This window comes from Longitalea arenae (assembly GCF_016924755.1).
In the GTDB taxonomy this organism is placed as follows: domain Bacteria; phylum Bacteroidota; class Bacteroidia; order Chitinophagales; family Chitinophagaceae; genus Niastella; species Niastella arenae.
Genome location: NZ_JAFFJX010000008.1, coordinates 14625 through 34100, shown reverse-complemented (window position 1 = coordinate 34100; position 19476 = coordinate 14625). Strand labels below are relative to the sequence as shown.

14 protein-coding genes are annotated in these 19476 nt (G+C 46.2%); 4 read left to right on the top strand and 10 right to left on the bottom strand.

The window, feature by feature from the left end:
* Positions 1 to 5: 5 nt before the first annotated feature.
* From JT717_RS16555 to JT717_RS16515, 9 genes are all read right to left on the bottom strand, one after another.
* Positions 6 to 1082 (bottom strand): metallophosphoesterase, encoded by a 1077-nt coding sequence (locus tag JT717_RS16555; protein WP_205511616.1) that lies wholly within the window; start codon positions 1080 to 1082, stop codon positions 6 to 8.
* A gap of 103 nt (positions 1083 to 1185) precedes the next feature.
* Positions 1186 to 2847, bottom strand: a complete 1662-nt coding sequence (locus JT717_RS16550) for a RagB/SusD family nutrient uptake outer membrane protein (protein WP_205511615.1) — start codon at positions 2845 to 2847, stop codon at positions 1186 to 1188.
* 19 nt (positions 2848 to 2866) lie between these two features.
* Positions 2867 to 5899, bottom strand: a complete 3033-nt coding sequence (locus tag JT717_RS16545; protein WP_205511614.1) for a SusC/RagA family TonB-linked outer membrane protein — start codon at positions 5897 to 5899, stop codon at positions 2867 to 2869.
* Between the two features lie 455 nt (positions 5900 to 6354).
* Positions 6355 to 7440: a hypothetical protein gene (locus tag JT717_RS16540; RefSeq protein ID WP_205511613.1), complete on the bottom strand. Its 1086-nt coding sequence runs from the start codon at positions 7438 to 7440 to the stop codon at positions 6355 to 6357.
* A 114-nt stretch (positions 7441 to 7554) separates the two neighbouring features.
* Positions 7555 to 7875, bottom strand: a complete 321-nt coding sequence (locus JT717_RS16535; RefSeq protein ID WP_205511612.1) for a hypothetical protein — start codon at positions 7873 to 7875, stop codon at positions 7555 to 7557.
* A 328-nt stretch (positions 7876 to 8203) separates the two neighbouring features.
* Complete coding sequence (locus JT717_RS16530) at positions 8204 to 8701, bottom strand: SRPBCC family protein (protein ID WP_205511611.1); 498 nt, start codon at positions 8699 to 8701, stop codon at positions 8204 to 8206.
* Entirely contained in the window at positions 8698 to 9018 is a 321-nt protein-coding gene (locus JT717_RS16525) for an ArsR/SmtB family transcription factor (protein WP_205511610.1), read from the bottom strand. Before JT717_RS16525 ends, JT717_RS16530 begins: the two co-directional genes overlap by 4 nt.
* 180 nt (positions 9019 to 9198) lie before the next feature.
* Positions 9199 to 11583, bottom strand: a complete 2385-nt coding sequence (locus JT717_RS16520; protein ID WP_205511609.1) for an ABC transporter permease — start codon at positions 11581 to 11583, stop codon at positions 9199 to 9201.
* 187 nt (positions 11584 to 11770) lie between these two features.
* The gene (locus JT717_RS16515) at positions 11771 to 12808 is read right to left on the bottom strand and encodes a helix-turn-helix transcriptional regulator (RefSeq protein ID WP_205511608.1); all 1038 of its coding nucleotides are present in this window, start codon (positions 12806 to 12808) and stop codon (positions 11771 to 11773) included.
* A gap of 531 nt (positions 12809 to 13339) precedes the next feature.
* On the opposite strand from JT717_RS16515, the gene JT717_RS16510 reads away from it, so the two are divergent.
* The 4 genes from JT717_RS16510 to JT717_RS16495 all read left to right on the top strand — a co-directional run bounded on the left by JT717_RS16510 (position 13340) and on the right by JT717_RS16495 (position 18333).
* Positions 13340 to 15568, top strand: a complete 2229-nt coding sequence (locus JT717_RS16510; protein ID WP_205511607.1) for a hypothetical protein — start codon at positions 13340 to 13342, stop codon at positions 15566 to 15568.
* 127 nt (positions 15569 to 15695) lie between these two features.
* Positions 15696 to 16457 carry a nucleotidyltransferase domain-containing protein gene (locus tag JT717_RS16505; protein WP_205511606.1) on the top strand — a complete coding sequence of 254 codons (762 nt, stop codon included), beginning with the start codon at positions 15696 to 15698 and terminating at the stop codon, positions 16455 to 16457.
* Complete coding sequence (locus JT717_RS16500; protein WP_205511605.1) at positions 16447 to 17505, top strand: DNA polymerase beta superfamily protein; 1059 nt, start codon at positions 16447 to 16449, stop codon at positions 17503 to 17505. The genes JT717_RS16505 and JT717_RS16500 overlap by 11 nt, the downstream gene beginning before the upstream one ends.
* 150 nt (positions 17506 to 17655) lie before the next feature.
* On the top strand, positions 17656 to 18333 hold the full coding sequence (locus JT717_RS16495) for a TIGR02117 family protein (protein WP_205511604.1): 678 nt from the start codon (positions 17656 to 17658) through the stop codon (positions 18331 to 18333).
* 36 nt (positions 18334 to 18369) lie between these two features.
* On the opposite strand, the gene JT717_RS16490 is transcribed toward JT717_RS16495, so the two are convergent.
* Positions 18370 to 19461: an SGNH/GDSL hydrolase family protein gene (locus tag JT717_RS16490; protein ID WP_205511603.1), complete on the bottom strand. Its 1092-nt coding sequence runs from the start codon at positions 19459 to 19461 to the stop codon at positions 18370 to 18372.
* Between the last annotated feature and the right edge of the window lie 15 nt (positions 19462 to 19476).

The window sequence follows — 19476 nt, the reverse complement described above, 5'->3', positions numbered from 1 at the left end:
GGCAATCAATTCAGTTCAAAAGAAAATTCGTCAAACGATTCTTTGCGCCGGGCCAGTTGTTTTGTGCTGGGTGACATCGCAAAAAATGGGGAAAAGGTCTTCACATGTACGGTTTTGCCATCGGGCATAAATTCCAGTAAACGCAGCCAGCCATCGCCGCCATTGCCATAATGCCCACCGCCCATGGCCTGCGCGTTGAATGTCATTTGCTGTACCTTTTTACCGGCTGCATTTTTATCGGTGCGAAAACCCACATGTTTACGGGCATTGTCTTTTTCACCGATATGGCCTGAGATCACGAGTTGGATATTGCCGGCAGGCTTCACCAGTTTCTCCCATATAGCCGCTCCATAGTTTGCATCCCTGAGGTCGTATTTGGCGCTTTTTGTTTGTTCGTTCCTGTAGTTCAGGTAAACATGCGTCAACAGCACTACTGTATGATCGCGATATTTTGGTTGGGTCACTACCTGCTTGGCCCATTGCAAAATGGCATCGCGCGGTGCAAATTCAAGGGTCATAAAGAGGAAAGCCTTGCCCTGGGGTGAACTCCATTCCAGGCAGGAATTTTCGAGGCTGGGCACATTGTCGGGATTGGTGGTATATTCCCGCAGCAGTTCTTTGTTCAGCGGGTTCTTTTCTGGGGTAAAGAATTTTGGGTAATTGGTGTGTTTGGGTTCATGCGTGTAGCTGAAGATATTGTAGTCGTGGTTGCCGGCGGCCGCTACATACGGGATGCGGCCATCGAGTTTGCCAAAGGCTGCAGCAATGGCTTCCCATTGCTGCAAACCGGTTTGGTCCATTTTTATTCCATCGGGTTTCTCAATATCGTTGTGCTCTACCAGATCGCCCGTGCATAATACCATCTTTATACGAAGCCGTTCACGGTTCTCATTGATCCAGTTCATCATGATGTCGAGCAGGGGTTGATTGCGTTTGTACTTCACATAGTTCTGCGGATCGGGCAATACAACTACCGACCATGCATTGGGATCGCTAAGCACCGGCTGTATGCTGTCCTGCTGCTGTGCCGGGGCTGTTAGAACGGTTAGCAGCGACAATAACCAAAGGGCGAAGATCTTCATCGTATTCACTTATTATTTGTGTTCAGTATCACATTATCGAATTATCCCATTATCAAATTATCACATTATTAAATTATCACATTAGCATATCAGCTCATTTGCCCTACCAGTTATCATTTTGCCTTATAGCTCCTTTCGTGGTTTGTACTTCAATGTTTGGAATTGGCCACAGGTAATCGCGATTGGGATTGAACACCATGTTCTCAATAACCCGCATTACACCGGCGTTTGATACATTGCTGTAATCAGGCGTACTGTTCTCATCGATGGCGGGAGCCGACGTGAGCCAGGTGGTGCGGCTGCGGCCATAGCGCGGCCCTTTCATTGTTTTCTCAGCGATTTTCCAGCGGCGGATATCGAACAAGCGGTGTCCTTCATTGGCCAGTTCTACTTTACGTTCGCGGCGTACGAGGGAACGCAGGTAAGCCTGGGTTTGTGCCCGCGGCACTGCCGGCATGCCTGCCCTCAGGCGAACCGAGTCGAGCGCCTTGTAAACAGATTCATCGATCTGGTTGGCCTCGATCTTAGCTTCGGCATAGGTCAGCAAAAGCTCGGCATACCGGAAGAGAACGATATCGCCTTCGCAGTTCTCGTCATCGGTTCTGTCTTTCGGGTCGGTCCATTTACGCCACATATAACCGGTGAAGGTAGCGTACACATTGGTGGCGTCGGTATTAGGTACACGCGTGGCGGGGGATACATTGTAATTCCAAACGCGCAGGCTATCGGGATGCGTTTCGAACTGAAAGCCATAATACACACTGCCTGGTAATGCAATGCTCATGGCCAGGCGCGGATCGCGGTTGGCAAATGGCTTTGATGGATTATATAAGGGTGATTTATCGATCGTAAGGCCGTCGGTGCATTCATACGAATCAACCATTTGCTGGGTGGGCACTTCGTTTGCCACACCGCCTGCGAGGCGCGATGACAGGAAATTGCTATTAGAATGGGTGATGATCCCTTTCATGTATTGCAGGGAGAAAATATGCTCTTTGCTGGTTTCGCCGGTATAGTTGAAAAGGTTGCCGTAATTCTCATACAAGCCATATTTTCCGATGGCCCTTGCCGCATTCGCTGCATCAGCCGCTACCTGCCATTGTCTGTTAAAGAGGGCCACCCGTGCTTTCAAAGCATATGCAGCCACCCTGGTTGCCCTTCCTGTTTTACCAACGTTTGCCGCCGGCAGGTCGGGCGCCGCTTCGTCCATTTCTTTCAGGATGAAATTCGCCACCTCTGTTTTTGATGTTCTTTCCAGCTGCGCCTCTTCCAGCTTGATGCTGTTTGTTACCAGCGGCACGGCGCCAAACAATTCTGTGAGCAAAAAATAATTGAAGGACCTTACCCAGCGCGCTTCGGCGATTACCTGTTTTTTATAATCGTCGCTGAGGTCGGTGGCGCGGTCGATATTGTCTAACAAAAAATTGGCACGGCCAATGGATTTATAACATTGGGTCCAGGCGATCTCTGCAGAAGAATTGGTACTGATAGCGGTACCATTGCCCAGTTCCTGCACGGCGTGGGCGCTTCTGTTCCAACTAATGTCTGTGGTGTTATCAAGCATTACGGGCCAGGGACGGGTAGCTTTTAATTCCCAGTTCAGGGATTTATAACAACCCTGTATGCCCATTTCCACTTCCGTGGCATTTTTATAGAATGTTTCGGAAGACGGACTGTCGAGCGGCAGTTTGTCGAGCGATTTGCTACAGGCCGCCATTCCAACTGTTATACCGGCAATCAATATGATGGTTGATGTACGTTTCATAATTTGTAAATGACGATGTTTAGAATTTAATGTCCAGGCCCACGGTGTACACTTTTACCTGCGGATAAGCGTTGCCCGTACCCACTGCTGTTTCTACATCATAACCTTTCCAGAATTTATCACGGGTCAGCAGGTTTTGTCCGCCTACATACACTTTCAATGCATTCATGCCCCATTTGCTGATGAGCGATATTGGTAATGAATAAGCCAGTGTAATGTTCTTCAGGCGCAGGTACGCGGCATTCTTCATCCAAAAGCTGGAAGGCTGGTAATTGTTGCCGCCGTCGTTGTAGGTAAGGCGGGGAAAAACGGCATTGGGGTTTTCCGGTGTCCAGTAATCCTTATGTTGTTCATGGGCGGTGCCACCGCTATAGAAGGGCTGGATCGCATAGGAATACAAATAACCATTGGCCTTGCCCACGCCCTGCAGGAAGGCATTAAAGCTAAACCCTTTATACGCTGCATTCAGGTTGAGGCCATAAGTAAAGCGGGGAATGGTACTGCCGATCACTTTGTAATCCTCATCATTGATGATATTGTCTTTGTTCTGGTTTACATATCTGATATCGCCGGGCGCCAGCACACCTACCTGTGTTGCATGGTTGTCGATCTCATCCTGTGACTGGAAATAACCATCGGCTTCCAGTCCGTAAATAGAGTTGATGGAATAGCCTTCCCGGCTTTGCAGCAAACTGGAGGCACTGATGCCTTTCAGATCGAGCACTTTATTCTTTACATCAGAGATATTGAAGTTGATGCCATAGGTGAAATCTTTACCGGCACGTCCATTATAGTTTACGCCTAATTCCCATCCTACGTTGCTTACTTTACCGGCGTTCTGCACCGGTGCGTTCAAGCCAATGTATAAAGGAATATCAAGCGTAAGCAGGATGTCGTCGGTGATCTTGCGGTACCAGTCGGCGGTGATAGAAAGGTTTTTGAACAATACCAGATCCACACCCACATTGGTCATGGTCGTAGTTTCCCAGGTGATCTTTTCATTGTTCATATCGTTCAGCGCACCTAATGAAACAACCTGCCCGTTCTGTGCATAAGAACCCAAGGCAATGCTGGAAACAAATCCATAATTGGTACCGATATTCTGGTTACCCAATGTTCCCCAGGAAGCGCGGAATTTGAGGTCGGTCAACACACTGCGGAGGTCCTGCATAAAATGCTCTTCACTGATACGCCAGCCGGCAGAGAAAGAAGGGAAGAAACCATATTTGTGGCCCTCGGCAAAACGCGATGAGCCATCATAGCGGGCATTGGCTTCTAACAGGTATTTACCCATGAAGTTATAGTTGAAGCGGCTGAAAAAGCTTTGCAGGCTCCATTCGGTAGCACTGCCCGTTGTCTGCTGGTTGCTTTTGTCGCCTGCATTGATCACGGTGTAATCGGGGAAGAGGTAGTTATCGCGAAAGGCGGTGAAGTCAGAGTAATAATAGGTCTCTTGCGAAGCGCCCACCATCCACTTGATGCTATGTTCACCAAAATCTTTGTCTGCGGTCACATTGGCGCGGTAATTACCATAATAAGAACGCGCATTGGAATTTGTTTTTTCACTCTTGGCCGGCTGCGTAAAGGCAACCGAGCCTGCGCCGGTATAGGTAGTGACCGCTTTTACAAAATTGTCGTCGTATGCATTCACAAAGCGGGGTGCTGCTACGAGGTCGGCCGTTAACCAATGAACGGGTTTATAGCTCAATTGTAAATTTCCCTGCAGGCTGAGCGTATTATTCTTCTGGAAACCGCCATCCTCTACCATGGCGATGGGATTGTTGCCATTCCAGCCTTCGCCCCATTTACCATTGGTGAGGCGGCCCAGCTGGGTGGCGGGAATACGGTTCATTTGTGAGAAGACATTGGTCATGCCCCGGCCCGGCTCGGTCGTATTCCGGTTGATCAGCTGCAGGTCGAGCTTCATGCTTACTTTATCGCTGAACTTCACATCGGCATTATTACGCAGGGTGTAGCGTTCGTACGAAGATGTTTTAATAATACCATCCTGTTTCAGGTAACCCAGCGAGGTGAGAAACCGCAGTTTACCCGATGACCCGCTGATACCTACGGAATGGTTTTGCATCAAACCCGATCCTTTCAATACTTCTTCCTGCCAATCGGTATTGGGATATTCATCGGGGTTGTTAAACATTTCCTGGCTATACTTTTCAATTTGTGCATCGGTGAAAACAGGTGTTAAGCCGGTGTTTCTATAGGCGAGGTTCAAAAGGCGCATATGATCGAGCGCATCTACCTTATCGGGCAGGTTGGTAGGCGTTTGTTTGCCCATGTAGCCATTGTACGTAATCGTGAGCTTTTCGCCCCTGGCTCTTTTTGTGGTTACCAGTATTACACCGTTGGCGGCCCGGGAACCATAGATAGCGGAAGAAGCGGCATCTTTCAAGACGGAGATGCTTTCGATCATATTTGGATCGAGCTCGTTCATGTTGCCTTCTATACCATCGATCAGAACGAGTGCATTGGCATTGTTCAAAGTGCCGATGCCACGGATGCGAATGGTGCCGGCATCACTACCCGGTGCGCCGGTGGTGGTAGTTACGGTAACGCCGGGAGCTACGCCCTGCAGGGCAGCTGAGAGCTGGGTCACAGGCCGGTCGGCCAGGCGGGCTGAACTGATATTTTCAACGGAACCGGTAAGGTTTACTTTTTTCTGCGTACCATACCCAATAACTACCACATCATTCAAGGTGTTAGTGGATGATTGCAAACGAATGGACAGGTTTTTGGTGGCGCCTTTTACAGCCACTTCGCGGGTCACATAACCTACGGACGAAAATACCAGGGTAGCATTTCCGGCTGGCGCCTGGAGGGTGAAGCTGCCGTCGGCGCCGGTGGCTACACCGCCCTGGGCGCCTTTGATCACTACGTTTATCCCCTGCAGTGGCGCGCCTTTATCGTCCAATACCTGTCCTTCTATTGTTACAGGGGAATTGGTTTGGGCAAATGCGGGGATCCCTGACAGGAAGAGAGCATAGACCGTTAAAGTCGTTGATAGCAATAGTTGCCTGAATAAAGAACTTGATCTCATATAGCAAGTTTAGACAGTGAGAAAATCAGTGAACAATCGTTTAGGCGTACCTGGTATTTGCTGTCTTAGTTTTTTCTTCATAACAATACATTTAGTTGCCGGCAAAGAAATTAAATGTATTTTAAGAAAATTAAAGCACAATGTTAAGTAAATAATATCAAATTAAAACGCAAATGTTAACATTTTTATCTTACTGATAAATAATGACTTACATTGTTATCTTCGTATACAGGCCCCTTTTCCCCGGTTTTTCAAGGTTTAAAACTAGGGAAACTCTGGCGGTTGAAAACATTAAAAACGCATTAAAGCGGCATAAAAAGAAAGGAAATTAAAGATAATTAAACATCAAAGGTGGAGTAGGAGAACGCCAGATGGGCATAAAATAACAAAGGCTGGCTTACACCAACCTTTATTAATATCTGATTTGCCTCTTAATTATTTACGATACTTATAGACTATAGTTGTTTTGCCGCACCGGCCAGTGCTCTGAAATTCGCTCTCACATTCAGGAAGCCGAACAGGTTCCCATTTTTAGGATCGTACTTTATTTCGAAAGGCACCCAGATATCATTCATGATCCTGACCCTGATGGTGCCATTGAGGAAAAAGCGGTCCCGCTCTTCGCCAACATATAAAGTGCTGACATTGCGATAATACGCAGTACTGAATTTCAGTTCCAGGTAACTTTTTTGCGTGGTCCTGGTTTTGAATACCAGGTTGAACGCCGGTTCTATGCTGAACAAGGCTCTTTTCAGGTCGCGGCCGGCGTTAAGCGTGTCATCCACCAGCTGCAGGGCTGCCCTTGCATTAAATTCCAGGTCATTCCTGCTTTTTGCATACTTGTTCACTCCTTTCAGGAACTCGGCCTGGAATACCACATTGGAAAAAACAAACTGATCTCTATAGGTAGTGTCGGTAACCCCGATCGTAAGCAATGCATTTTTATTGAAGTTGGCTTTCAGGTCCTGATAAACACTATCAGCCGTTTTGGCCATGTTAAACTGTTTATTGTTTACCAGGATGCCGGCGAGTTTACTGATATTCCCATTAGCTCTCATAACTGCCAGGATGGTATCCTGCAGCTGCTGGCTAAGACCGCCGAAATTCTTTGCGCCGGTCACAAATGCATCATATTCCGCAGCGATCTTGTCCTGTACATCTGCCGGACTGATCGCTGAGATCTTACCACCTATGATCGTATTGAGGGTAAGCAGCTGCTGCGCCAATGTATCGGCCAGCACCATATCCAAGAAGGCCTGCGAAACGGTCTCATCCCGTTTATTGATCAGGGCATACTTAATACCCGATGAAAAACCATTGAATTTAAAAGCCGTATCGAGCCGTAATGCGAATTGATAATTTATTCTGCGGAGCGTTTTCGACTCAAGGTATTTTTTATCGAGTAAAAAGGTGCTGTCGAGTTTGGCCATAACGGCGAAGGGAGTACCCGTGAACCGGACCTCCTTATCGGGACTGGCCAGTTGGTCGAAGGCGAGCTGAAAAAAACTATTCAGCACATCTTTATAATTTCCCGTTGCCAAAGAATCTGCCGTTAAGATAGGGTTCGGTTTCTTTTGGGCCGTCGCTGGAAAAGATAAGCACAAGAGTATTAGCAGGACAAGCCCTGAAAATTTTGCAGTCATATTACCAGGTTGTTATTTGATTAAAAAGTTCGCCATCATGAGCCCTGGATTGAATGTTTTGGGCGATGCAGGCGTGGTAGTGGTGCTAACGGTAACCTGGGCTTTGCCGGTACATACCCCATTCACCGAAATTACATCGCTGCTTTGTACTTCTGAAAATGTTACGCTACCGGTATTACTGATGCTTTGCATATTGATCAACACGCCTTTCCTGAACAGCACTGCGGTGGCCTGCCCTATGCCGCCAATGAAGGTAAAGGTTACGTCTACTGGTTTTGAATGGGGGGCTCCTTCCGCCACCAGGGCATTTGCCGAAAGTTCTGGAATAGTCATGGTTTTAGTTTTGGCATTTGATGTAGGAATTGATCTGGCCCTGGATGCAGGTTTCTTGTTTTTTGCACTTTTAGCCATGGAATGGTGTTTATTGGTCTAAAACTACAAAACAGAAGCGGTGTGTGATCCCGTTAAAACACCTATTTATTCATTATTTTTTCACAACGGTAACGCGCACATTAAGCGACCAATTGAAAAGACCCTTCTGGCATTGGTTCCCCGGGGCATATTGCTTAACAAATTAATAATAAAACAAAGGGCTGAACGGCGATTAAGTGCATAATCTTCCCGTTCAGCCCTTTTACAGCGTGGGTGTAACTTATAAATCTTATTGGTTTGCCAGCAATTCGTCGAGATTGGTATGGGCGGCGGCAAAACCTTCTTTGAAGCCCATTTCCACAATTTTCTCCAGGTCGGCCTCTGAAGCAAAAGTGATCTCCATTTCTATCCTTGTTGTGTTGCCAACAGGAATGAATACACAGGTCCAGTCCATGCTCGGCATGTCAGTATTCAGGTTTCCGTTCTCATCGGTAAAACCATCAACCCCTCTGAAAGACTTATTGGTGTCAATGGTCTTATAATTCAGGATGCAATGATGGCGGCTGCCGTCGGGGCCTTCCATATAATACAACCATCTGCCTCCTTCCCGGAAATCCATCGATTTGGTATTTGCCTTCCAGGGTTTGGGCGCCCACCACTGGTCTAACAGATCACTTTGTGTCCAGGCTTTCCAAACCTGCTCTACCGGTGCATCAAAAACTCTTTCTACTTTGAGCTTCTTGCCGGAAGCATCTTTCGAATAGATCGTTTCTTTTGTCAGCATCATGATTTCTTGTTTTTAATGGTTTTTAATAATGTGTCTAATTGCGTAAACCGGGTATCCCATTGCGCCCGGAATTGTTGTAGCCATTTGTCCACTTCTTTTAATTTTTTTGAGTTAAAATGATAGTAGATCTCTCTGCCTGTTTGTTCCTGGGTAACCAATTGGCATTCGGTCAGAATTTTGATATGTTTTGAAATGGCCTGCCGGCTGCTGTCGAAATGATCGGCCAGTGCATTGGGGGTCATGGCCTGAACGGCCAGCAGACTGAGAATGGCCCGCCGGGTAGGGTCTGCAATAGCCTGAAATACGTCGCGTCGCATGAAACTAAACGGCTCTTTTAGCAACCGTTCGGTTGCAAATATAAGCGCAACTGATCGGTTGCGCAAATTAATTTTTTGGGATTAGCGCGGAAGGCGGAATGCAGAACGCTTAGGCGAAGGGCCTAAGGTAAAAATGCGGAACGCAGAAGGCTGAAGGCAAATGGCGGAACGCGAACCGATCTATTCCGCCCGCAGGCTCGTCACCGGGTTGGCCAATGCTGCTTTTACTGCCTGCACACTCAGTGTGGCAAAGGCGATCAGGATCGAAACAATTCCTGCCAAAGCAAAGATCCACCAATGCAGCTCGATCCTGTAAGCAAAATCTTCCAGCCATTTATTCATCACCAGCCAGGACAATGGCACAGCCACCAACATCGCAATGGTCACCACTTTCAACAGGTTTTTAGTCAGGAGAAAAACGGTGATGCCTACACCGGCGCCCAGCACTTTCCGGATGCCAATTTCTTTTACACGTTTTCCAACGGTAAATGTGATCAAACCAAACAAGCCTAAACAGGCAATTACAATGGTAAGCATGGTAAATGCCAGTAAGATCTGCCCCTGCTTTTCTTCTGCTTTATATTGGGCTGAAAAGTTTTGATCGAGAAACCGGTAATTAAAAGGCGAACTTGCATCGAATTTCCTGAAAGTTTTCTCCAATGATCGAACAGCCTCAGCAAGGTTGCTCACTTCCAGTCTTACATAGATATTATCGCGGTCCAATGCCCGTTTGGGCAGTTCCATCATCAGCGGCTCTATCCTGTGTTGCAGGGAATAGATATGATAATCCTTTACAACGCCAATGATATTAGCGTAATGAATTTTACCGGTTGAATCTCCGCCCCTTGCAATTCTTTTACCGACACCGGATGCCCAACCCTGCTTTTTAATAAAAGCTTCGTTCACGATTACATCCCCACTGTCTGATGCAATATGCTTTGTGAAGTTCCGCCCTTCCTTCAACCTGATCTGCATGGCCGGAATAAAATCAGCGTCTATATTTAAGTAATAAGCCAGCTTGGTATGTTTGTCGAAAACCCCATCCTTTTCCACTGAATACTCTGTTTTCCCGATATCGTTATTTCCAATCGGGTTGCCGGCAGAAGCAACCGCTTTCACCATCGGGTCTTGTAATAATGCCGTACGAAGCGCTTCCACCTGTTGCCTCACATTTCTGGAATCGAGATGAAATGTGAGCAATTGCTTTTTATTAAATCCCAGGTCTGTGTTCCGCATGAAATTCAGTTGAAGATAAATAACCAGGGAAGTGGTGATCATAACAACTGTTACGGCAAACTGAAAGGTGACCAAGGATTTCCGGAAAACCGTCTGCATTTTAACATCGCCCAATTGGTTTTTCAGGGCCGGGATTGTTTTAAACCTTGACAGGAAAAAGGCGGGGTACCAACCGCCAATGAATCCGGTAATCAGGGCGAAACCAAGCAAACACAACAGCGTGCGAAAAATGCCAAACTCCCAAACAGATAATTGCCTGCCGGTAACATAATTGAACAGCGGCATGAACAAAACGACCAACAGGAGGCTGATGCTGGCTGCAAAAAGTATCGTGATGACGGATTCAGTAAGAAAAAGACCAAAGAGATTGTTTCCGCCTGAGCCCACGATCTTTCTTACAGCAACCTCGCGTAACCGGTTCGAAGCGCGGGCAGTGGTAATATTGATATAATTGATCAGGGCGATCATGAGAATAAGCAACCCCACAATAGAGATCACATAGATGTATTTTATATCGCGGTTCTCGCCTAATTCATATTGCAGATGGGAATGTAAGTGAATGGAAGTTAAAGGCTGCAGCTCCAGCTTAAAATGTATATTTTCAGCATTGATGGTAAGGTATTTTGTTACAAAAGCCGGCAACTTGGCCCGCAGTCTGTCTATATCTGCATTCTTTTTTAACAGCACATAGGTGTATGTATTCAGCACTCCCCAATCGCCTTTAATATCGCCGGGTAGCGCTCTGATAGCACTGCAGGAAAAGTGGGTATTTTCCGGTATATCCTCAATTACACCGGTAATGATAGCCGGTTGTTTATCGATGTTTATGGTTTTGTTCAGCGCCGAAAGCGGGTCTGTGAAAAGTTTGGCTGCAAGCGTTTTCGTAAGTACAATGCTGTTAGGCCTTTGCAATGCTGTCGCATTTCCTGCCAGAAAATGATAGGTAAAGACGGTAAAGAAAGAAGGGTCTGAAAAAAAGATGGCGCCTTCTTTGATTGTTTTATCCTCCCATTCAATAACGCCACCCCCTTCGATATTGATGCGTACCGCATCTTCCACTTCGGGAAAATCTTTTTTGAGCGTTGGGGCTGCCAGGTTCGAAGTGCCGGTGATATCAAATTTTTCGGTATCCCATTGACCATGTGATACCAGCCGGTAGATCCTGCCGGCGTTCTTATGATACTTATCGTAGCTTAGCTCATGCGCAATGTACAGCGCAAGTAACCATACGACTGTAAGGCTCAATGCCAGTCCGGCAATATTGATTAAAGAAAAGACTTTATGCCTCGAGATGTTCCGCCACGCTGTTTTTAAGTAGTTTTTAAGCATGATATATCGCTTTTTGCAATACTTCGATCAGCAGTTTGCACTTTTATCCCGGGCACACCCTGAAGTACAGGAGAAGCCGGCCAAGCTACATGCCAAATGTAAAACGATTTGCCGGTCAGCATGTTAAGTGACCGGCCGCTTTTGATAGTTGTTCGTATTCGTACAGTTGGTGTACGACTGTAAGGGTTTATTCCGCATCCGATTTATCCGGTGCTTTTGCATAATTCGCTGCGCACTTAATTAACCTTTTGTGGATCCTTGACTTCAATAAACGGGGCGCCAGCACTTTTACACATTCGCCAAAACCAAGGATCTCTCTTTCCAGTTCGAAATTGATCACCACTTCCAACCGGACAATGATACCATTGGCATCTTCCTTCAACAGTTGTTGCGAATGGTGTATGGGCTTTGTAAGCACATAGGGCGCATTGTACTTATCGACAAAGAGCACCACCCCGGCAGCTTTTTCCTGTTCATTTTTGGTAACGCCGATCAGGTCACTGAAGTAATGGTCGAAATCGATGGCGGGTTCTTCGAAGAAAGATTCTTTTGGCAGCTCCTGGAAATGAATAATGCGGTCGAGCGCCATCGTAAGCAGCTGCTTCTTTGTTTTGGCCCGGGCGATCAGGAACCAGCGGTTGCGGTGCTCTTTCAATAGATAGGGGTAACAAATGACCTGTTGCGAGGCGGCGGCTTTAAAAGATTTGTATTCTACCAGCAACGACCTCTTTTGTAGGATGGCCTGGTACAATGGATTTATGTGTTCCAGGCCCTTCAAAAGTCCGTTATTCTCAAACTGAATATAGTTCCGGCCCGGGTGGGTGCTGCGGTACAGGTTGTTCTCTAGCCGGGCGATCATTTCGCTCATTTGATCAAAATAGGTAAACCCGTTAAAATGCTTCAGCAGGCCCACGATCTCTTTCATTTTATCGATATCAGCCTGGTTTACCGGGGCATGGGTAATGCTGTAATCAGGTTCACTGTAGGTGTAAAACTTCCTGTCAATAACGACGATCGGTGCATTATAGCCCAGTTTATCGCTGCGCATGACCTGGATATCGGCCTGAATGGTGCGTTTGCTCACCCCGGTAGTTATACCTTCCAGTTCGTACAGCACCCCGGCTACTTTCTCGATCAGGTCTTCCAGTGTCCATTTACGATACCGGTTGCGCAAACAGTCATCGATGGTCTTGTAACGAATAAGGGCTAATTTATTTACAGACATATAAGGTTTTTCGGCCCTTAAAATAATAAGCCCATTTTTACTACGCAACTGTTCTGCGCAGTTAGGCGCGGTTTTTCCTTTTTAAAAACATTTCCACTGCTAATAAACTGTTTTACAAACATTTAAAACAAACTGCTGAAATATTTTTTTACTACGCAAATACGCTGCGCAGTCTGCTATGCATATTTGCTGTATCAAGAACAGGTCAAGAACAAGTTACTTCATCATTGGAATAAACTTATTCAATTACCGTTATTGATTATCGAAGCAGTAGCTCAGTTGGTAGAGCAACAGACATGAAGTCTTAAGATTATCAGGGTCAACTCAAACATACTTCTCAATTAAGATTCCCCCTGGGGGTTTCCAGATGTATGGAGATTATCGTGGTCAATTAATACTTACTCCCTAAGTTACTCTGAAGGTCGTTGGTTCGAATCCAACCTGCTTCGCTAAACTTTGGTCAATTGTTGCTTACTTCAACACACTTTATCAAGTCCAGCAACAGCATTATCAGGTTTTAAAATGAATGTTATGAATCCGTTATTAAAAGTAAGCCTCCGGCAACAGGCAGTATTTATTCCCGAAGCAGCCCTTACCAGCAAACATACCCTAAACGAAAGCACCGGCCTGTTGATAGCTAATTTATCCAATCTGGGTTTTGGTGTTTCCGAATCATTATTGAAAGCATTGAACAATACCGCACCTGGTTTCCAGTTCACCCTGCTGGAAATGCTGCGTGATGTTACAGGTGTGAGTAAGAACTGGGCACCCCTGGTAAAAGGCTGGAATGTTCCTACCGGCGAATCAGTAATAGATCACATAGTCACCTTCTTTTCCAATATATTTAAAAGCAAAGGTACTAGGCTGCCATGCGGGCATATCATTCCAGACAATACATTTCCATTGCAGCGTTACAATGGTTGCCCGTTTTGCGGAACACCGTTCACATTCGGTGCTATTGAAAATTACAAACAGGGCAGCGAGCAAAAGATCCTGGAATTATGGACTATCGAGGATGCAAATGAATTCCTGAAAGACCTGCTGAGCTCCAAAACAGCCCTTGATGCTACGCAGATGGACAGCCTGAGAATGCTGCTGACCAAACTGCCTTTGCCTGAAGTATCCATAGCGATGAAGGAAACGCTGATGGCGGTAATTGATATCTATGTAAGCCAGGAGCAGGCAGCCAAAGCACAAGCACTGTTCACTTCGCCAACCGATGTTTTGCGTTATCTATGGTATAAACATACAGGGTATCTTCAGATCATTGAGCCGCGTACTGTTATTAAGCGGAAAGCAATCAATAACAGACACCTCTTACCCATGCTTGATAATAGCGGCAGCGCGAACTTACAGGCAAAGGCCGCTTTAAAACTGAAATACAACCGTAAAGACTGTTTAATGGTTGCTACGTGGTTAAACAAGCTGAACCTGGATACCGCGAAAATGTGTGAAATGATGCACTCCAAGCGTGGCATATGGGTAAGGTTCATCAGGGCTCTACGCCTGGCCGAGTACAGTAAACGGAAGGGATTTGAAAAACTTCGCAAGCTGCTGGATACATTCTATAATGAAGATTATGAAGTATGGCAGGGAATGGTACAACAGTACAAGTTGCGGTATGATGCAGAAACAACGCTTACATTGTTGCAACAAAGACCCGGATTATTTGCACGCTCGCTGTTCGCGAATATGTTATGGTTCGGCAACGAGGTTACTATTGCCGCTTTTATGAATGTGATCGATCAAGTGCCGGCCCGCTTGTTATTCACACTGGCCATGTATGCGGAAAATTATTTTGACAGAAACAGTACCCGCTCGGTAAAACCACTGGGTGGTGTAAACAAGATCATTGCGGCTAACCGGTTGTTGCAGCTGTACACCGACCAGCAGCTGCAGGAAATGCAGGCTGCGGTCATCAGCCTGTGCCTGCAGATCACGAAAAAACGTTTTGCGAAGACAGCCAACACCTGTAAGACAATGTATATCGATCCCCTGCTGTTCAATATACCGCTTTCAATTGGTGATAGAAGCGATACGGTGCAGGATATGTCTTCCGCCCTGATGGGAACGCGGTTCAAAGTGGCTGGGGATACTGTGAGGTTATTTATGCAATGGGGAAGTGGTTTACCCGCCCAGCATATGGATATGGACCTGAGCTGTTTGATCGCGCTTCCAACTGGCACAGAACGTTGTTCCTACAGCAACCTGTATACAACCGGTTGTAAACACAGCGGTGATATCAGGAGTATTCCAAACAAGATTGGCACCGCAGAATATATCGAAATGGATCTGCGAACATTGCAAAAAGCAGGCGCCAAATACGTGAGCTTTACCTGCAATGCCTACAGCAATGGCAGCATTACACCAAACCTCCTACTGGGTTGGATGAACAGCCGGCATCCAATGACCATTTCTGAAAGCAGCGGTGTAGCCTACGATCCTTCCTGTGTACAACATCAGGTGCGTATTATAAACGACCTTAGCAAAGGATTGGTCTTCGGTGTGCTGGATGTAAAAAAGAGTGAGATCATTTGGCTCGAATTACCATTTAGTGGTCAGGTCGTGCAGCATCTTGATACCCGGAATGTGGAAGCCCTGTTGAAAAAACTAAGTAGTAAATTAAGCATTGGCCAGTTATTACAAATAAAAGCGGAAGCCCAGCAACTGCAGTTGGTAGAAACGCCGGATGCCGACGAAGTGTACAAGCTTTCATGGGCAAAGAACACGGCAGCGGTGACCCGGTTATTGATAGACTGATCAGGGCTGAAAGACTTTCAATTTTTAAAAAGGCTAAGTTAAAAGTATGCGAAGTAAGAGGGAGGCGACAAAAAGATGCAAACACCTCGTACTTCCTGCTTCTTAACTCCTGCTTCAAACTTTATTTATGCGAGCTAGTATAATCGAAAGACTGGCGTTTGTAGCCCAGGAACATCAACTAAAAATCCTGTTCGCCTGTGAGTCGGGCAGCAGGGGCTGGCAATTTCCTTCGCCCGATAGTGATTACGATGTACGCTTCATTTACGTACGTCCCTATCGCTACTACCTGTCTGTGATGGACCGGGCCTATGACCTGAATTTCGCCATCAATGGCGACCTCGACATGTATGGCTGGGACATTCGCAAGGTGCTTCAACTCATGAGGAAGTCAAATACCACCCCTTTCGAATGGTTGCAGTCACCCATTATCTACAGCGAGGAGCCAGGCTTTAAAAATGAACTTTGGGCGCTGTGTCCGTATTATTTCGACCAACGTTCCAATATTCATCATTACCTTGGTATTGCCAAAGGGGCCATGGAAACCATCGCCAACGACACGGAGATAAAGATCAAAAAACTTTTCTATGTGCTTCGGCCATTATTGGCTGCCAAATGGTGCCTCGAAAAGCAAAGCATTGCACCTATGACCATTGGACCGTTAATGACCTTATTGCCTGCGCCTTTAAAAAAGCAGGTAAATGAGTTGATCGCTTTAAAAGCCCGGGCGGCAGAAAGTTTCGTCATTAACATCAGCCCTGACCTGAAAACATTTATTGACTCCGAATATGGCCGGATCAACACAGCATCTGTTGCTTTGAAAAAAGAACATTTTGATGCGGATAAACTCGATGAATTTTTTATAACCACTATTACACGGTATGACCATTAAGGACATAAAAGAGAAGGGCTTTTTGTTGCTGGAGTGCATCAGTGGCAGTAAAGCCTATGGGTTGAACACCTCCACGTCTGACATCGACCTGAGGGGTGTTTATTACCTGCCTAAAGCGCAATTTTATGGACTGGATTACATTCCGCAGATCAGCAATGAATCAAGTGATGAAGTGTATTATGAGCTTGGGCGCTTTGTAGAATTGTTAATAAAGAACAATCCCAATATCCTTGAACTGCTGGCCTCGCCGGAAGATTGCATATTATACAGGCATCCGATTATGAACAGCTTGCACATGGATCTGTTCCTGTCGAAACTTTGTAAAGAGACCTTTGCGGGGTATGCACTCACACAAATAAAAAAAGCAAGGGGTTATAAAAAGAAAATAGTGAACCCCATTGATCCGGTACGTAAATCGGTGCTTGACTTTTGTTACGTCCTGCATGGCTATCATTCGGTACCTTTAACAGAGTGGCTTGCGAAAAATAATTTTGTACAGGAACAATGCGGACTCATCGATATGCCACACACGAAAGGATTGTATGCCCTGTTCTATGACACAAACAATACACTCCGTTACCGCGGCATCATGAGCAGTGATCTTGCGAATGAAGTATCCCTGTCTTCAATTCCCAAAGGAGAAAAAGAAATAGCCTACCTGTTTTTTAACAAAGAACATTATTCTTCCTATTGTAAAGATTATAAAGAATACTGGGAATGGGTGGAAAAACGAAACGAGCTTCGCTACCAGGGCAATAGCGAGCATGGCAAAGGCTATGATGCCAAGAATATGATGCATACGATAAGATTGCTGCAGGTGGCAGAGGAAATACTAAGCCAGGGATTGCTGCAAGTGAAACGGAGCAACCGGGAGGAATTATTATCTATTAAAGCAGGTGATTTTGAATACGAGGATCTGTTGCTGATGGCCGATGCGCTGATGAGCCGCATTGAAAAGGCGTATTATGCCAGCCCCTTACCCACTCACCCCGACAAAGAAAAAACTGAAGCCATCCTGGTTAAAATGCGGGAAGAACTTTACGGGTAAACTCGTACCTGCTCCAGGGGTGTTTACCCATCTGGATAACTATCTCCCATTGATGACCGCTTTTGCATACCACTAACTGGCCATTTTGCGAAAGAACAGGTTACTTTCATGTAAGTTTAGGAATTAAAATAAGATCAATAACCTTACTACATGAGAAAATTCCTGAAATACACAGGTTATACCTTATTAACCTTTGTGCTGCTTTTATGTGGGTACCTCGGCGCTGCCTGGATCTTATCACGGTTAACAGTAGCACCCGAAACCAATGCTCCCCGACAGGTTACGATCTATATCAAAAGCAGTTCGGTGCACACGGATCTTGTGCTGCCGGTAAAAACGGCCACTAAAGACTGGAGCCAAACGATCCTGTTCGAAAATACGCTCACCGGTGATACTGCACTTGATTACATTGCATTTGGCTGGGGCGACAAAGGCTTTTACCTGCAAACACCCACCTGGGCCGATCTGAAGGCAAGCACTGCTTTGAAAGCTGCATTCTGGCTAAGCTCATCCGCTGTTCACGCCACTTATTATAAAAAGATCAAAGAAGGGAAGAACTGTATAAAGCTGGTTATCTCTAATGAACAATATCAGCGGCTGGTGACCTTTATCGAAAACAGTTTGCAAAGGTCGGCTACCGGCGCTCCTATTGCCATAAGAACAGCGAAGCCTTATGGCAAACACGATGCTTTTTATGAAGCCAGAGGCCGGTATAGCTTATTTCACACCTGTAATACCTGGGCGAACAACGCGTTGAAGGCCTGCGGGCAGAAAGCCTGCTGGTGGACGCCTTTTTCCACCGGCATCCGGCATCAGTATATGCCATAAAAACCGGCAATAAGCTCAAGAGGGATCGTAATATGACTATTTTCTCTTCAGTGCTTTTTTTATAACGGGCAATAGTGCATCAGCGATGCGGGTAAAACCAAGATCGGTTAAATGGATGCCATCGACCGTTGCTTCGTGGTCATTTCCGATGAGCTTGTCTGTTTCAAGATAATATATATTCTTATATCCTTCCTTTAAGAGGCGCTCGTAAGTCTTCCTGATCTCATTGTTTTGATCTTTTACCGTTTGGCCAACCTGTTGATCCCAGTAACCATTTTGCCGGAAGACTGTTTCAACTATGATAATAGGGATATCCGGCTGATGCTCCCGCAGGTATTTAATAAAAGGATATGATCTTTCTTTGATCTGCTGCGGACTGGGATTGGGAATACAATCCAATATATAGCAGTCGGCTTGTACAGTGGCCAGGTATGCTGCCAATGCAGGTTCCATTTTGGCGCTGCCGCTGAAACCGAGGTTAATGACATCATAACCGGTCCTTCGCTGTAATATGGCCGGGTATGCCATACCGGGGCGGCTGGCTGATGCTCCCTGTACCACACTGGAGCCATAGACCACAATACGCTTTGCTTTATTCACAGCCGGGTGAGCAGGCGGCTGTATAATGGCATTTCTCTGTACGCCAATCTGCAATGAACCAACGCCGTTATACAGGGGCAGGTAGAGCATGAATTGTTTCATAGTGCTATCCATGTTCCGCACGATCAGTTGGTCCTGGTGAATGCCTTTGCCGGTTCTGGCAACACCCACAAACTGCCATTTGCCGTCTTTTAAACAATAGAGATCCAGACCGCTGTGCGCAATGGGTGTCATGTTATGCATGTACACTTCTTTGGGCAGGCTCCATTTTGCCCTGATGGCCGTTGAATTGGTTTCAAACAGCACCGCAATGCCGGCACTTTGTTTGGCCAGGCCAATGACAGCCGGCGGCATGCCTTTCCTGTCTATCGTATCTATGCGCTGATAAATGGAATCTGTCGTTTTTGCTTTGCCCGTCATAAGAAGGGTCGCAGCATCTACATACAGGATGCTATCCTGTGACCAGGCCAGTTGCATCATCAGCAGGACAACAGCTGCAAGGAAGAATTTGCGTTTCGGGATCTTCATAAGCAATAAATTTTG

Coding starts and splice junctions, on each gene's coding strand:
- JT717_RS16555 (WP_205511616.1), bottom strand. CDS start 1,082: ATGAAGATCTTCGCCCTTTGGTTATTGTCGCTGCTAACCGTTCTAACA.
- JT717_RS16550 (WP_205511615.1), bottom strand. CDS start 2,847: ATGAAACGTACATCAACCATCATATTGATTGCCGGTATAACAGTTGGA.
- JT717_RS16545 (WP_205511614.1), bottom strand. CDS start 5,899: ATGAGATCAAGTTCTTTATTCAGGCAACTATTGCTATCAACGACTTTA.
- JT717_RS16535 (WP_205511612.1), bottom strand. CDS start 7,875: ATGACTATTCCAGAACTTTCGGCAAATGCCCTGGTGGCGGAAGGAGCC.
- JT717_RS16530 (WP_205511611.1), bottom strand. CDS start 8,701: ATGATGCTGACAAAAGAAACGATCTATTCGAAAGATGCTTCCGGCAAG.
- JT717_RS16525 (WP_205511610.1), bottom strand. CDS start 9,018: ATGCGACGCGACGTATTTCAGGCTATTGCAGACCCTACCCGGCGGGCC.
- JT717_RS16520 (WP_205511609.1), bottom strand. CDS start 11,583: ATGCTTAAAAACTACTTAAAAACAGCGTGGCGGAACATCTCGAGGCAT.
- JT717_RS16515 (WP_205511608.1), bottom strand. CDS start 12,808: ATGTCTGTAAATAAATTAGCCCTTATTCGTTACAAGACCATCGATGAC.
- JT717_RS16510 (WP_205511607.1), top strand. CDS start 13,340: ATGAATCCGTTATTAAAAGTAAGCCTCCGGCAACAGGCAGTATTTATT.
- JT717_RS16505 (WP_205511606.1), top strand. CDS start 15,696: ATGCGAGCTAGTATAATCGAAAGACTGGCGTTTGTAGCCCAGGAACAT.
- JT717_RS16500 (WP_205511605.1), top strand. CDS start 16,447: ATGACCATTAAGGACATAAAAGAGAAGGGCTTTTTGTTGCTGGAGTGC.
- JT717_RS16495 (WP_205511604.1), top strand. CDS start 17,656: ATGAGAAAATTCCTGAAATACACAGGTTATACCTTATTAACCTTTGTG.
- JT717_RS16490 (WP_205511603.1), bottom strand. CDS start 19,461: ATGAAGATCCCGAAACGCAAATTCTTCCTTGCAGCTGTTGTCCTGCTG.